Source organism: Neiella marina, from assembly GCF_002165625.1.
Classification (GTDB): Bacteria; Pseudomonadota; Gammaproteobacteria; order Enterobacterales; family Neiellaceae; genus Neiella; species Neiella marina.
In genome coordinates this window covers 95,650-111,317 of the sequence record NZ_NGNS01000010.1, presented here as the reverse complement: position 1 = coordinate 111,317, position 15,668 = coordinate 95,650, and the positions used below count along the sequence as shown (strand labels likewise).

At 48.6% G+C, this 15,668-nt stretch carries 12 protein-coding genes; 6 read left to right on the top strand and 6 right to left on the bottom strand.

Going from position 1 to position 15,668, the window contains the following annotated elements; all coding sequences use genetic code 11:
* The first annotated feature begins 177 nt into the window (after nucleotides 1-177).
* Both CBE68_RS09760 and CBE68_RS09755 read left to right on the top strand, forming a co-directional pair.
* On the top strand, nucleotides 178-1,293 hold the full coding sequence (locus tag CBE68_RS09760; RefSeq protein WP_087505887.1) for a methyl-accepting chemotaxis protein: 1,116 nt from the start codon (nucleotides 178-180) through the stop codon (nucleotides 1,291-1,293).
* Between the two features lie 10 nt (nucleotides 1,294-1,303).
* Nucleotides 1,304-2,122: a nitrate- and nitrite sensing domain-containing protein gene (locus tag CBE68_RS09755; RefSeq protein WP_087505886.1), complete on the top strand. Its 819-nt coding sequence runs from the start codon at nucleotides 1,304-1,306 to the stop codon at nucleotides 2,120-2,122.
* A gap of 88 nt (nucleotides 2,123-2,210) precedes the next feature.
* Here the strand turns inward: CBE68_RS09755 and CBE68_RS09750 are convergent, their stop codons facing one another.
* Entirely contained in the window at nucleotides 2,211-2,399 is a 189-nt protein-coding gene (locus tag CBE68_RS09750; protein ID WP_087505885.1) for a hypothetical protein, read from the bottom strand.
* Between the two features lie 397 nt (nucleotides 2,400-2,796).
* Here CBE68_RS09750 and CBE68_RS09745 point away from each other — a divergent pair, with 397 nt between their 5' ends.
* The 3 genes from CBE68_RS09745 (at nucleotide 2,797) to CBE68_RS09735 (ending at nucleotide 8,415) form a co-directional block, all read left to right on the top strand.
* A complete protein-coding gene (locus tag CBE68_RS09745) occupies nucleotides 2,797-5,532 on the top strand; it encodes a bifunctional diguanylate cyclase/phosphodiesterase (protein ID WP_087505884.1) in 2,736 nt (911 codons plus the stop codon).
* Nucleotides 5,533-5,540: 8 nt separating this feature from the next.
* A complete protein-coding gene (locus CBE68_RS09740; protein WP_087505927.1) occupies nucleotides 5,541-7,025 on the top strand; it encodes an alpha-amylase family glycosyl hydrolase in 1,485 nt (494 codons plus the stop codon).
* 166 nt (nucleotides 7,026-7,191) lie between these two features.
* Nucleotides 7,192-8,415 (top strand): N-acetylglucosamine repressor, encoded by a 1,224-nt coding sequence (locus CBE68_RS09735; RefSeq protein ID WP_087505883.1) that lies wholly within the window; start codon nucleotides 7,192-7,194, stop codon nucleotides 8,413-8,415.
* A 27-nt stretch (nucleotides 8,416-8,442) separates the two neighbouring features.
* On the opposite strand, the gene CBE68_RS09730 is transcribed toward CBE68_RS09735, so the two are convergent.
* The 5 genes from CBE68_RS09730 to CBE68_RS09710 all read right to left on the bottom strand — a co-directional run bounded on the left by CBE68_RS09730 (nucleotide 8,443) and on the right by CBE68_RS09710 (nucleotide 15,206).
* Nucleotides 8,443-10,875, bottom strand: coding sequence for a glycoside hydrolase family 3 protein (locus CBE68_RS09730; protein ID WP_087505926.1), 2,433 nt, complete (start codon nucleotides 10,873-10,875; stop codon nucleotides 8,443-8,445).
* 280 nt (nucleotides 10,876-11,155) lie between these two features.
* A complete protein-coding gene (locus CBE68_RS09725; RefSeq protein ID WP_087505882.1) occupies nucleotides 11,156-11,728 on the bottom strand; it encodes a PqiC family protein in 573 nt (190 codons plus the stop codon).
* Nucleotides 11,725-13,344, bottom strand: a complete 1,620-nt coding sequence (pqiB, locus tag CBE68_RS09720; protein WP_087505881.1) for an intermembrane transport protein PqiB — start codon at nucleotides 13,342-13,344, stop codon at nucleotides 11,725-11,727. The genes CBE68_RS09725 and pqiB overlap by 4 nt, the downstream gene beginning before the upstream one ends.
* A complete protein-coding gene (locus tag CBE68_RS09715) occupies nucleotides 13,341-14,678 on the bottom strand; it encodes a paraquat-inducible protein A (RefSeq protein WP_229744723.1) in 1,338 nt (445 codons plus the stop codon). Before CBE68_RS09715 ends, pqiB begins: the two co-directional genes overlap by 4 nt.
* A 15-nt stretch (nucleotides 14,679-14,693) precedes the next feature.
* Nucleotides 14,694-15,206 carry a retropepsin-like aspartic protease family protein gene (locus CBE68_RS09710; protein WP_087505880.1) on the bottom strand — a complete coding sequence of 171 codons (513 nt, stop codon included), beginning with the start codon at nucleotides 15,204-15,206 and terminating at the stop codon, nucleotides 14,694-14,696.
* Nucleotides 15,207-15,301: 95 nt separating this feature from the next.
* Between CBE68_RS09710 and CBE68_RS09705 the strand changes: the two genes are divergently transcribed.
* Entirely contained in the window at nucleotides 15,302-15,622 is a 321-nt protein-coding gene (locus CBE68_RS09705) for an antibiotic biosynthesis monooxygenase family protein (RefSeq protein WP_188708141.1), read from the top strand.
* Nucleotides 15,623-15,668 lie beyond the last annotated feature (46 nt).

Here is a 15,668-nt window from a genome sequence, read left to right as displayed (position 1 = left end):
ATCTAAATCAATTTACCCATAAACACCAAAACCAAATACAAACCATTTAATTTCAACAAGTTAAAAAAACACCGCTTTATATTGGTGCGTTTGGTTCATTAATTGCTTGGAAAAACTGTCATTAATTTTTACACACCAAGCAATGCATAAGTTCAATACAACAGAAGCGAATCAAGGATGATGAGTCGACTACTACAGCAGCTCGGATGCTCTGGCTGCTACAAACTTAGTTTTATCATACCAATCCCCGCAATACTCAGCGCTGTCGCCGGTCAGTTTGAGGTGGCCTTTGCGCTGGCGTTAGTCGGGCTTGGTCTGCAAACAATCTTGTTCAAGGTGATTCACAACGATAGCGTCGCACTGAATGACTATTTACATGAATTAGAAACGCAGCATGACAACCACGTAGAACGCTGGCTTAAAGGCCCGCTGCGGCAACTGCAAGAACCGTTTGTTGATATGTTGCGTAGCAAAAGTCGCAGCCTAGACAGTTTGCAAGCCATTGTGCACGAAATGGGCTACTCCAGCGCCGAGCTTGCCAATAACGCCAACCAAGTCGCGACCCACTCCGAAGATCAATCTGCTGCGACCACCAGTACAGCCGCCGCAACGACAGAAATTTCCCAAAGCATCGACGAAGTTGCACAACGAATAGAGGACACTCGAACCGCGTCGGAGAGTGCAAAATCGATCTGTTTGGAGGGACATCAAGCGCTTCGATCGGCACAAGAACAAGTCAACACAGTGACAGCATTGGCTAACGAGACGGGCTCGCGAATCAAATCTCTGGAAGACAATCTATCGACCGTTGTCAGTATGTCTCAAATCATTCGTGAAATAGCAGAACAGACCAATTTACTGGCGTTAAATGCCGCGATAGAAGCCGCCCGAGCCGGCGATCATGGTCGAGGGTTTGCGGTTGTAGCCGATGAAGTACGCGGCCTCGCTCAGCGCAGCCACGAGTCGGCAAATGCTATTACCGAACATGCTTCTGGCGTCACCAACAACATGAAACAAGTGGCTGATCATATGGACCATGTAGTGTCACAAAGCGATCAGTGCTTAACCAGCGTGTCTTCAGCAGTGGATGTATTAGAACAAATCGTTAGTACTTCTGATCAAGTCTCTGATGAAATTGCCGGTATCGCCAGCGCAACCGAACAGCAAGTCATCGCCACTCGTGAAATTTCTTCCCATATCGAAAATGTCGCTGTTACTGCTAAGGAAAATGCTGTTATGGCAAAACAAACAGCCGATGTCGCTCAGCATTTAAGAGCCTTAGTGCAGTCATAGGATTAGTCTGATGAATAGTTATCTCAATATTATTTTGATGGTGGTAGCGATATCAGCGCTACTTATTGTTGTTATGTGGTTCAGCAACTACCGCATTCGCCAGCAAGCCAACATGCGCTACCAGCAAGGGATTGATTGGTTGCAGCAACTGCGCAAACTACTGACGTCAGTGCAACAACACCGAGGTTTAACCAATGGCTATCTCAATGGTGATGACTCAGCAAAAATTAGAATTGCTGAATTGCAGCGCCAGATCAGTCAGGTTATTGCCAAACTAAACCAGCAAGGACAATGGATTAAACGCTCTGAGCGCTGGAGCAGTATTCAAGATCACTGGGCTCGATTATCAACGAATTACATTAATCACCAAGCCAGTTACGCATTGGAGCAGCACAACCGTTTAGTGATGAACGTACTGCACTTGATCGAAGACTGCGCCGAGCAACATCATTTGCAAGAGTTACAGCTGACCTCAAATCAACCCGCTGAAGAGCTGTGGAAGTCGACTTTGTTTAATGCTGAATACATTGGCCAAGCCCGAGCGTTAGGAACTGGCGTCGCCGCATCTGCTCATTGTGGCAGCGTCGAACGAATTCGGTTGAAGTATTTGCACAGCAAACTGGAGGAATACCAACTCTCGGTGGCCACCAGCCAAATCAAAGGCAAACTATCGCCATTGCTGTCGAGTATGGAAGCCAACGTCATGGTTTCTCACCCATCAATTAAACCGGCGGATTACTTCGCTCTGGCGACAGAAGCGTTGGATACTGTGCTGGTAGGTTTTGACCAGGGGTTAGAACAACTTAATCGGCAGATCAAAACAACTTAGCGATATTCGCAAGTGCCATAAAAAATGCCAGCTGCAAGACCTGCAGCTGGCATTTTCTGGAGACATTCGTTGTTGGTGTATATTCAGCCTAATTTGAGAATGGCGGGCTGGGCTGTTCATCTTGCAACGATAGCAAGGTTTCACTAACTAGATTGTGAGCAAGCTGCTTTTGCTTCTCATCATGGAGATGAAGCCCACTGGTCATTTCTTGTGAATCTTCAGCTGAGTTGCTTTTCGCTCCGAGCGGTCGACAAATACTGTTGTCTACATTCGCCATATTGGCACCTCTAATAACGGGATAGTTCACGGATAGCCATCAATTATAGTTTTTACTTGGCTGGCTTCGTTATAGCTAATAATGATTATCACTCTGAGTCAAAATAATTATTTAGTCAGCTTGTTAATGTTAAGTTGCGAGCTGGATCATGGTTACTGCTGATAACTGTACCTCTGTGTCACCAAGCAGTTGCCGCCATCGCCTTAAAACCACTAATTTGCCCGATTAGCCGTCAGCGTCGTTAGTCAACTTTAAGTTAATTATCAACTGCAATTTGAGCCATAAATTATGATAAAAATCATATATTAATTACTATTTGGTAAGGCCAAACCGTACAGATATGCTAGGCTCAAAGAAGTTCTCAGGACACGGACCCTTGTCGGACGACATTTAACACATGATGGAAAACCAGCAATCGACAGATGTGCGGCAAACCAAATTGGCCCAGTCAGAAACCGGCTGGCCTAGCTTAAAAGAGTGGTTTGTCATCGCCGTAGGTGTGGCAATCTGCATTGGTATTTATTCTGGAATCAACGTCAACACCAGCCGCCTACTGCAAGCTAAACAAACCGTCGAGATCATCAGCTCTGCCCGAAGCACCAGTAATCAGGTGCTGCTATTTATCCAACAAAGTGACCTCAGACAAACCAAATTTGCCATTGAGCAGCAATTGATCAGCGTTCAGCAATTGCTGCATTTGCTGCAGCACGGCGGCAACTACCAACAACAAACCATCGCTGCTGTGACCACTACCAACCAGCAAAGCGCGCAGTTTACATCGGCTCAGCAAGCCCTGCTTGAGCTAACAACTAGCCTTAGCACAGCTGAGGACTATGATAATCACCTGCAAGCAGCGATGGTGTTAGAACAGGCGCTAGCTCAGCTTGAGCGACATTTTCAGCTTCAGCAGAGCAGTCAAATTGATTCGTTTTACTCATTGCAGCTGGGTTTAATTGCCGTCGTTTTGTTGATTACTGCTGCTGGCGTAATCGTATTGCGTCGCAGTCATGCCATTCATCAATCAAATGAGCAGTCACTCAAACAATCGGAAACAGCCGCTAAACATGCGGCTGAACAACTGCAACTTGTTATTGATGGTGCTGAGCTGGGTTTTTATGACTGGGATTACAACTCCGGCACCGTTTCAGTTAATAGCCACTGGCTAGAATTCTTGGGATTACCTGCCGATCGGCAGCAGTTCAATATTGAAGAGATTATGGGGCGAATTCACCCCGACGATAGTCACCTTGTGCAACAACAATTGAATGAATGCATTCAGACTGGTTCCGGCTATACCCTTGAATACCGACAACAGCATCAACTGGGCCATTGGGTTTGGTTCGAGGATTCAGGTAAGGTCGTCGAGGTAAATCATCACGCCAGTGGCAATACCCAGCGGATATGCGGCACGGTTAAGAATATCAGCAAGCGCAAACAAGCCGAATTGGAGTATCGGGAAAACGAGCGCCGTTTTCGCCACTTAATCGAGGCGCTGCCAACGGTAGCGGTTCAAGGGTATAACCGCGACCGAGAGGTCATTTATTGGAACGACGCCAGCCGCCGAGTCTATGGCTTTAGCAAACAAGAAGCTTTGGGGCAAAGGCTGGAGCATTTAATCATTCCCGAACCAATGCGCGACGCAGTGGTTCAGGCCCACCACGAGTGGGTATCTGGCGGTAAAGAAATCCCAGCATCTGAACTCAACCTACTGCACAAAGATGGCCATTTAGTGCCGGTGTTCTCAAGTCACGTAATGCTCAATCAGGACACCGACAATCCCGAAATGTTCTGTGTCGATGTCGATTTAACCGATCAACATCGGACCGCGGCAGAGCTTAAGCGGCTAGCATCAAAGGACTTGCTGACCAACCTACCGAATCGACGTTTCCTCGAAGAAGAACTAAATCGCCGACTGGCGGAAGCTCGCCGTTTCGATCAACAGCTGGCATTGTTGTTCATTGATTTGGACTTGTTCAAAGACATTAATGACTCAATGGGGCACAACGCCGGTGATCACTTACTACAGCAAGTGGCTGACCGGCTGAAAGCGCATTTGCGCCACTACGACACTTTATCTCGTTTCGGCGGCGATGAATTCATCATAGTGTTGCCCAACATGTCGGGCAGAAATGAAATCCAAACCGTGGCCGACAAAGTCATGGCGGAATTTGAGCACACATACCGCCTATTCGAGCAAGATATCTATGTCACCGCCTCCATTGGCATCAGTATGTATCCGGACGATGGAGAGAGCAGCGCTGAACTACTGAAGTTTGCCGATGCCGCCATGTACCAAGCCAAAGAATCCGGTCGCAATCGCTATCGTTTCTTCGCCGCGTCAATGAATGAACAGTTAAATCGGCAACGCCAGATCGCTATCAATTTGCGTCAATCATTGGATCGAGACGAATTTCATTTGGTGTTCCAACCGCAAGTCGATCTGCGCAATCAACATATTATCGCCTGTGAAGCTTTATTGCGCTGGCAACCGAAAGAAGCAGCAGATTGGGCTTCTCCAGCAGAATTTATTCCAGTGGCTGAGCGTTCAGATTTGATTATACGGCTCGGTCAGTGGGTCATTCAGGCGGCTTGTCGACAAGTGGCCAAATGGCGCTCACAGCAGTTGCTACCGATTCGGGTCGACATCAATGTTTCGGGCAAACAACTGCAGCAGCCAGGATTCTTCAACTTTTTCAGCGAAACGTTAGCCGAGTATGGCCTGACACCAAAAGATATTGGTATTGAGCTAACCGAGAATGTGTTGATCGGTGCCGACCAGGAATTGTTGCGGCGGCTGACATCGCTTCACGAATCAGGCATGGAAGTATCGATCGACGATTTTGGTGCGGGCTATTCGTCCCTCAGTTATCTCAAGCATTTCCCAGTACATACATTAAAAATTGATCGAGCATTTGTCGTTGAAGCTCCTTATCAGGATAAAGACAAGGCGATTTTGGAAGCCATCGTCCAAGTGGGCCACAAGCTTGGATTAAACATTGTGGTCGAAGGAATCGAAACCGAACAACAAGCAATATTTTGTCAAAAACTACACTGTGACTTGGCACAAGGTTACTATTTCTATAAACCGATGCCTGCCAATCAGTTGGCTGAACTGTTAGCTCAACCTAGCTAGGATTAATGATGTCACCGTGTTCATCGCAAAACCCCTTGCTGTTGCAAGTCAATACGCGGGTCGAGCTCACTCGCCTTAGCTTACAACTCGGCCGTGCGGCAACACTTGACGATATTGCTGACCAGCAAATTGCAAGTTGGCAAAACGACGGTTATCAATGGGTTTGGCTACTCGGTGTATGGCAGACAGGTGAGGCTTCAAGGCAAGTGTCACGCACACACCCTTATTGGCAGCAAGAGTACCAGCAAACTCTTGCTGATTTGACCGAGCAAGATATCGACGGTTCCTGCTTTGCCATCGCCGACTACCAAGTTCACTCCAAACAGGGTGGAACCGCAGCGTTGGCCAGACTGAGAAACCGGCTAGCACAGCATGGCCTCAAGCTGATGCTCGACTTTGTCCCCAATCACGTCGCGCTTGATCACCCTTGGGTCACGCAATCTGACAACATGGTGATCAAAGCAACAGAACAGCAACTGCGTGATCAACCAGAGAACTATTGTCGTTTGCACGATGGCCAGATCATCGCTTATGGCCGCGACCCTCATTTGCCCGGCTGGCCTGATACAGCACAGCTTGACTACAGCCAACCAGCGCTGCAGCAGGCAATGACTGAGACCCTAATAGCAATCGCCAAACAATGCGACGGACTTCGTTGCGATATGGCTATGTTGCAATTGCCAGAAGTCTTTGCCCGCACTTGGGGCCTGACCATGGCACCCTTTTGGCAGCAAGCCATTGAGCGGGTCAAAAGCAACAGCGCCGACTTCGTGTTTATGGCCGAAGTCTACTGGGATATGGAGTGGCAGTTGCTGCAACTCGGCTTTGACTACGCTTATGACAAACGCTTGTATGACCGGCTATTGACTATTGAACCAGAGGCCATTCGCGATCACCTAAATGCCGACCTGAACTATCAGCAAGGGTTGGTTCGGTTTATTGAAAACCATGATGAAGTGCGGGTAAGCCGCCAACTTTCCATTGAGCAACATCAAGCAGCCGCGCTAATTGCTTTGACCGCGCCTGGCTGTCGCCTTATTCATCAAGGTCAGCAACTGGGCTATCGAGTGCGAATCACCCCACATTTGATTCGTGGCCCAAATGAGTTAACGGAGCCGAGCTTATCCGAGTTTTACCAACAACTTTTGGCTTGCTTAAAACAGCCGGTGTTTCACAATGGCGATTGGCACTTGTGTGACTGCACGCCAGCATGGCCTGAAAACTATTCCTCAAACAGAATCATCACCATGAGCTGGAGCAACAACGAGCAACTGTTTTTGATTGTGGTGAACTATGCCCCTGACGCCAGTCAGGGTTACTTACAAGGACCATTCATCGACAACCAAACTGAACATCTGCAGTTCAATGACTTACTTAGTGAAGCACGTTATCTGCGTGACCGTGGCGAACTGCAAGATAAGGGCTTATATCTCGATTTGCCCGCGTGGCACTGCCATCTGTTTGAAGTCACCGGGACTTTAGCGTCACGATAAGCGTCGCCATAGTTCATCACTAAAGTGGTATATAAATCACACCACCAGCCGCAACAATTATTCAATATCAACGTCCATGCCATTAACTTCGATTAAGTTAGCTTGGCACTCGCGATACGATAGCAGTATTAGCACTTTTAATAATCGTAGACACACTGACTGACGCATGACCCAACAACATGAGAAGCAACGTCAACTGACGCGCTATAAACAGCAATCGACTGTAGGTCTGGTTTATCAAATCATCGATCAACTTGGCCCTGTTTCTCGCATCGAAATAGCTGAAATTGCCCACTTAGCACCTGCCAGCATTACCAAACTTACCCGCCAATTGCTGCCGCTTGGCATTATTCAAGAACAAGATCCACAAGCGTCAACAGGCGGCCGCCGAGCGATTAACTTAGCGACTACCCCGACGGCACATCACATTGTTGCTGTCAGAATCGATCGCGCGCAGCTGCACTTGGGGCTTTGCGACTTGGCTGGTCAAACACTGGCAACTCGACTGGTCGATTTGACTGCCGCTAGTGCCAAGCAACTGCTCAGCCAAATCAGCGATGAGGTATCGACGTTATTGGCGATTCATATCCGCAAGAAGCATCAGCTCATTGCCATCGCTATTACCTGTCCCGGCTTACTAAATACCGAAACAGGGGTGATTAGCTACTCGCCTCACATTCCGCTGGAACAGCCCTTCGCCATTGCCGACGAAATTAGCGCGGTGTTTAACGTCCCCTGCTACTTGGGCAACAGCACGCGTTCGTTAGCGCTGGCCGAACACTATTTCGGCAATGCGAAGGATTGCCGCGATGTCGTCGTGGTGCGCATCGATCATGGTATCGGCGCTGGCATCATCATGGATGGTGAAGTACTCATGGGGCAGGGCTTGAATCGAGGCGAAATTGGTCATATTCAAGTCAACCCTTTGGGTGAACGTTGTCACTGCGGCAATTTCGGCTGTCTGGAAACTGTTGCTGCCGATGACGCGGTGGTGAAACGCGTCAAACAACTGAAAGATTCGGGCTACGCAACCGGACTGTCAATGACCAACTTGACCATGTCAGCAATATGCCAAGCAGCATTGGCAGGCGATCAGCTCGCCCAGCAAGTGTTGAAAGAAACCGCCGAAGCCATCGGCAAAGCGCTCGCCACTACTGTCAATCTGCTGAATCCACAAAAGATCATCATTGGTGGCGATATAGTGCAAGGGTGGGATGTCGTTGCCCCTGTGCTCAACGCTAGCCTCCAGCAACAGACTCTTGAGTTGTTTTATCAACGGCTACAAGTGAAAGCGTCGACGATCAGCCAAGACAGCTTGCTGGCGCCATTTGCGTTGATTAAACGGGCACTAAACAAAGGCCCACTACTTTATTCAATGATCGACAAGTAGCAGACAATGTCAGCTTTGGCCGGTTCGCTATGCAGTTTGCGGCGGACTGATACGAATATTAGCCAGCTCAAGATGGCTTTTACCCGCGCAACTGAGGACAAACTTATTGGTGACCTGAGTCCAAGAGAAACCTGATTTACTCAATGACGCTAGTGGCACACTGAGCTCATGCCACTCGCCATCGGCAACTAAGGTTTGGTTAATATCAATCGCCGTAGTCACCAAGTCATTGGGCGCTGTCATGGTCAATAGCATTGGCTCGGTGGGTAGCGCAACAACCCGAACCATAAACACCAAATTGGCGCCATTATCAGCAAAGGTCGACAAATTACGGGCATGGCCCGCGATCGCAAAGGTCGCTAGCTCTTCACCAAGCCACTCCAGCCCTAACGCATCTTCTTGCACTTGCCAGTCGACAGTATGAATAGCCAACAGCTGCCCCAATTGCTGAGTGCTGCTCACCACTAGTTCCTGTAGCTCGCCAGCTTCTAACTGCAAATGCATGTTTTCGCCAGGAACTCGTTGGAACAGAATCAAATCGTCGGAAGGCTTTGGATACGGCAGCGTGTTTTGCTCTGGTAACTGTGCCAAACTCCGATCTGGGTGTTGATAATTCAAACCAAACCCATAAGCAAACAAGGGCTCATAATTCGGATCTTCTTGATTTAACATGAGCTGATCATCAGTGCGCGGCCATGAAAACGATAGCTTGCCTTGAAAATCATAACGGATTCGGCCAGCAGCATCGGCCACTAAAACATCTGCTACCCCTTCGCCTTCAGTTCCCGGTAGCCAAGCCACGACAAAAGCATCCGCAGCATTCAACTCCTTATTAACCCAAAGCGGGCGACCGGTGACAAATACAGCAACAACAGGAATACCCTCGGACTTGAGACGTTTGAGTAGTTTCAAGTCATCTTTGTGTTGATAGTCGTACTCAATGTGCTCAATATCACCGACCCCCTCGGCATAGGGAATTTCACCAAAGACAACGACAGCAACATCGGGCCGTTGTTGGTAGCTGCCATCAACCGACAACTCAGTGCTGCCTTGCTGAGAGGATATGGCATCGATTAAACCTTGGCCGATCGACTTTGCCCCCGGAAAGTCCGAGTTGGTGTTATCCGTGCCCTGCCAGGTCACGCTCCAGCCACCGCATTGACGAGCAATGTCATCGGCCGCATTACCGGCAATCAAAACATGCTGCTTGGGTTGAATGGGCAATAACTTGTCATTGTCCTTGAGCAACACCAATGACTCTCGCACCGCTTGGCGAGCAATCGCTCGATGACCATCATCACCGATTAATTCTTCGTTGCCAGCGTATCGGCGCTCAGCTGGAGGCAACGAATCCATTACACCTGCGCGATATTTCACTCGCAAAATTCGGCGCACGGCGTCATCAATACGCGCCATGGAAATTTCACCGTTATGGACTTGCTCTAGGGTATTGTCAAAAAGACCTTGCCAGTGCTGCGGCACCATAATGATATCGACGCCGGCATTAATCACTGCGGCACAACTGTCGTTGCGACAACCAGGCACTTGCGCATGACCATTCCAATCGCCAACAATTAAACCGTCAAACCCCATGCGTTGCTTCAATACGTCAGTCAACAAGTATTTGTGGCCATGCAATTTGTCGCCATGCCAGCTATTGAAGGAAGCCATAATAGTTTGTACGCCGGCCTCAATGGCACTGGCATAACCTTGGCCGTGCAGTTGATAGAGCGCTTGCTCATCGCTTAGATTGTTACCCTGGTCAATACCGCCATCAGTGCCACCATCACCGATAAAGTGCTTGGCACAAGCAATACATTTTTCCTCACTAAAGAAATCACTATTGCTGCCATTGCCTGTCGCCACGCCTTGGATCCCTTCGACCATAGCCTCGGCATAACATCGCACTAACCCTGGGCTCTCGGAATAGCTCTCATAAGTCCGTCCCCAGCGATTGTCTCGGACCACAGCGACCGTTGGCGCAAACAGCCACTCAATACCAGTGGCAAGTACTTCTTTTGCCGTAGCTTCACCAATGGCTTTAATGAGTTCAGGGTGATGACAGGCGCCCAAACCGATATTGTGCGGAAAGATGGTAGCGCCAATGACATTGTTGTGGCCATGAACGGCATCTGTGCCCCACATTGTTGGGATCCCTGCATCGCTGGCAATGGACGCTCGATAATACTTGTCAGCAACCGATACCCAGTCAGAGGTAGTCGCATGTTTATCATTGTTTGGATAAGAGCCGCCACCATTAAGATAAGAGCCAAAGCAATACTGCTGCATTTGCTGCTCAGTCACAAAGCGGATTTCGGGCTGAATCATCTGGCCAATCTTCTGCTCTAAAGTCAACGTCTGCAGCTGTTGCTCGATCTTGTCTTCCAACGTTAAATCGAAGCCAGGCTGTGCCGTCAACTTCGGCCAACAATTGATGTCATAGTTGTTGCGCAAAGGCATTTTGTTCTCCAGATCAAAACGGTGGCAACCGCTAAAGCAGTGGCATTTTAACACCGACACTTCTAATGGAAATGCAGCATAACCAAATTCGGCGACAAATGAAAACGTTTTCAAATCACATATAAGTTAACGGTAACAAATATGTCAACATAATTCTAATTATCACTATCATTAATTGTCCATTTAGCGAACCATATAACCGCCTTGTTCGCTCATTTGGGCCAATAAAAAACGCCCAGCTTTGCTGGGCGTTTTTTATTGGCAAGCACGTTGGACGAGGCTACTTCAGATCCCCTGCAATGCGAGTCATTTCGTCAATCCATATCGTGCGCATTTGATCGACCGCATCATCATAGTTGTTGGCAACAAACGATGCTTCTCGTTGAAACTGGCCAGTAATGTAATTGCCATCCGGCTGTTTCAGTTGATAGCGCCCAGCAACTCTCAATTGCGAGTCAGATATCAAATGGAAACGATTGACTTCAATTTCCAACACCATGGTCTCTTGCTCTGGACTCGAGCCAGCCAGCACTTTCACATCAGGCAGTGCTCTTGCAAAAGTTTCCACTGTCAACGCCGACAATTCACCGGCAAGCGGGCTCGCCCAACGCTGACGCGGCAAGCTAATAAGTTGATTGTCGCCTACTTGCGCCATGATTCGCGGATCATTTAAGTAATCAGCAACCAATACCCGACGCACTTCCAGCAAACCAGACAATGAACTATTGGTGACACCATTGAGTTCAACCGGCGAAGCAATCAACGAATATTGGTTTGGTTGCTGGGGCGGCGATGCGCAGCCAATGACCAAGGTTGCAGCTAACATCGCGGCATAGATTTTTAGCGCATTCATTCACTCGTGTCCTTCTTCAAAACTGGATCCTGCACCTGACCACCAAAGATAAGGGCGTCAGGCTTTTGATTCACCATTTCCAACAACGGCTTAAGCTCCCACAAAACATGCTCTAGCGACTGCACCGTTTGTCGTAAATCTTGGTGCAATGCGCTACTGCTATCGTAAGTCGCCAGTGTTTTCTGCAATTGCTCCAGCGTTGCCGCTAAATCAGCGTCAGACTCTTCATTAACGAGGATCTTATCCAGCTTGGCCGCTGCACCATCGAAGGTCGCCATCGCTTTATTGGCATTGCCAAGTACCGCGTTGAGGCGCGCCACCGTCGTTTCCAGCGGCAAATCTTCAATCTTGTTCATGATGCTAGAGATCTGCTCGGTCATCCGAGTTAACCCGCTTGGCATGGTTGGCATCATTTTGAAACCTGCATTGTGGGCAACTTTCGTCAGTGGCTCGGACACTGGCGCAGCATCATCGTAGAAGTCGAGATCAATATAACGAGCGCCTGTGAGCAAATTGCCGGTTTGGATAGTCGCCCGGAAGCCACGGGTGATCATCTCTTCCATATCGGCATACCACTCTTCCTTCGTTGGTATGTCACCCGGATCGAACCAGCGTTCAAATTCAAAATGAACCAACACTGGGATAATGCCGTTTTTCGACATCACTTCCGATTCAATCGGCTTGCGATACGGCGCTTCGATCACGGTGCCAACGCGAATCCCACGGAATTCGATAGGTGAGTTAGCGCCCAAATTGGCGATCGACTCTTCAAAGAACATCAACGCCGGTACGTAATGCTCAAAACTGGCTTCAGTGGCTTCTTTCTCCGACACATAAAGCTTGAAGCTATCACCACTTTTTACCTTTCCGAGCGGTAGTTCATCTTTCGAAAAGCCAAATGTTACACCGCCACTCAGCAAGCTCTCCATCGAATCAAGCTGAACACTTAAACCAGCGGTATTCATCTGCAACTGAATAGCCGATTGAATCCAAAACTTACTATTGCTAGCAAGCAAGTCGTCAAATGGAGCTTCGACAAACAAGGTGTAATCAATGTTGCCGGTCTCAGTGTTGTAACTCACTTGCTCAACTTGACCAACGGCAAAGCCCTTGTAGTTGACCGGCGTTCCTGCTTCAACAGACTTACTGCCGGTACTGAAAAGGCTGAGTCGAACACCATCGCGATCGGGGTCGCCCAAAGGCGGCTCGTTGAGTAATTGGTAACTCTTTTTGCGTTCTGAACTGTCGCCGGGGCGGACCTCAATGTAAGCGCCCGACAGGATAGTCGTTAAACCGCTAACCCCACCACGCCCTATTCTGGGTTTGACCACCCAAAGTTCACTGTCCTCAACCAACATTCCTGCGTAAGGCTTATCAATTCTGGCCTGTACTATGGTATGCGAGTAATCATCACTGAGGATGATCGATTCCACCTTGCCAATATTGACAGACCGAGATTTGAGCATGGTTTTTCCTGCAACCAAGCCATCTGCGTTAGGCATAGTAATAGTGACCAAAGGGCCTAAACTGCTGTAATGCTGATACGCCATCCACAGCCCAATGAGTGCCGCAACAATAGGCACAAACCAAACTGAAGATATCTTTGCCTTACTCATGAACGATTGTTCTCCTTGATGTGGCTATCATCCCAGATTAACCGCGGATCAAAACTCATTGCTGAAATCATGGTCAGGATCACGACGCCAGCAAATGAGACCGTCGCCGGACCGGGGTAGATGACGATTAAGCCGTCAATACGAATCAGTGCTGCCAGTATGGCAACAACAAAGACGTCGATCATTGACCAACGTCCAACAAACTCAGTGAGCCGATAGAGCTTGAGTTGCCTTTGCGGATCATAGTTTCGAGTTGATTTCACGCTGTATGCAAGCCAAGCGATAGCAACCATTTTAGCCAATGGCACCATCACGCTGGCAATGAAGATCACCATCGCCACCGGATAAGACTTTAACTGCCAGAGTAAAATCACCCCCCCCATAATGGTGGCTGGATCGGAGCCGCCCAATAGGCTGGTATCCATAATAGGCAATACATTGGCTGGAATATAAAGCACCACCGAAGCAATGAGAAAAGCCAGCACCCGATCTAAATTGGGGTCTTTGCGCGCATGGGTTTGATGATGACAGCGCGGACAAACTGATTCTGCGAGGTGATTAAGGTGGCCGCAATAGTGACACAATTGATAGTCATTGGCGTACGCTGAGCGCTGAACGTCGTTCACCTCGACCGCTTTAGCGGGCGACACCAACTGCTGCCACAGCCACGGCAAGTCGGTCACAATGGTGGTTTTAACCAGCAATATAGTGAACAGGCAAAATGCCCAGAAACTCAGACCAAAGCCGACATCAGCCATGCCCATTACCTTCACCAAGGACACCAAAATACCAATCAAAAACACGTCGACCATCAGCCAATGCTTAGAATGCTGCAGCATCAGCAAACAAGTGCGCGCAGCAAAGGGCTTTTTGTTCAGTATCATGGCGCCGTGCAAGTAAAAGATAATGGCCAAAAAGCCGAGAGGAAATATCACCAAGGTGACAAACAGCAGTAAGGCTAATTCATTGTATCCGTACGCGATCAGACTACGGACAGTTTGAGCGAAATTCATCGTCACCGAATGCCCAGCAGAAGCAAACGACATGAACGAGTACATCAGCGATGCCACCAACATCATGATAGCTGCGCTCGCATAGGCAATCGGCGCAAACAGCGGTGCTTTGTGAACAACTGAAATATGATGATGGCAGCGAGGGCAATGAATCGCTTCGCCGTCATCGGCTACCGCGTTATCGATAAGGTGGTCGCATTCTTCACAAGCTGTTTGCGCTGTCATTGATTGGCTTGATGAAGCAACCTGATGGGGCAATGGCTTTGATTCAGCAAACTCGCTAGTCGGAGTCGATTTCGCGCTGGTCGCTTGGGCGCTCACTGTATGGTCAATCCGTTAGTTTTGTGGCGTTAGGATTAACCTATCATCAATCTGGCGCCATTGAAAATACTTCAAAAAACTCATGCCCAAAAGCACAACACCGCCCTGCTCTGACGGGTTGATAAACGCCGCTACTCGTTGGCGTTGTAGACCGCCGAGTCGAACTTCATCGATTTCAGTACGAAACACCCGAATCCGACCGTTGGCAGTACTCACCGCGGCTTGTTGGCCTCGCCGCAGACCGGCTCGCTCGGCAATATCTTCGGGAATGCTGAGGTAGGTAGCACCGGTATCAAGCAAAAAAGTCACATCAACCCCATTAATTTGCCCTGGCGCCAAGTAATGGCCAGCTTGATTTCGGATTAATTCCACCCGCATTGAATCATCAATCACCAGCGATCGATTTGGATCTTGTTTACCTTCTAGGAAGTCATTGAAGAACAATCCGGCCAAAGCAAAGAAGCACAACCAGGCCATGATTGCCATCAATCGTCCCATTGACTTGGTTGTTGTTGCTGGCGATCCCATCTAAGCTCCTCTTTCTAAACGGCAAACTTGAATTTCAACTAAACGCTGACCGGTCGCTATCGGGCCAGCAATATCATCCCATAGGATACTTGATTATGTATGCTGTAATATTCCGCGCTGAATTGGAACAAGTCGACGCGCAATACTCACTGCTGGCCAACCAACTTCGTGAACTCGCATTTAAGCAATATAACTGTATCGAGTTTACGGCCTGCACTGAGGGAAGTTCAGAAATCGCTATTTCTTACTGGCGCAGTTTGTCAGATATCACGGCCTGGAAACAACATAGCAAACATTTGCTCGCCCAAGACATCGGTAAAAACCGGTGGTACAAAAGCTATCAAGTTGATGTAGCAGAAATTTCTCGAAGTTATGCTTTTGACAGGGAAGCACTAAGCGAAGCGGGTGAGAGTTAGCCCGAAACAAACAGTTGGTTTACCATTGAAGCAATGTCGTCCACTT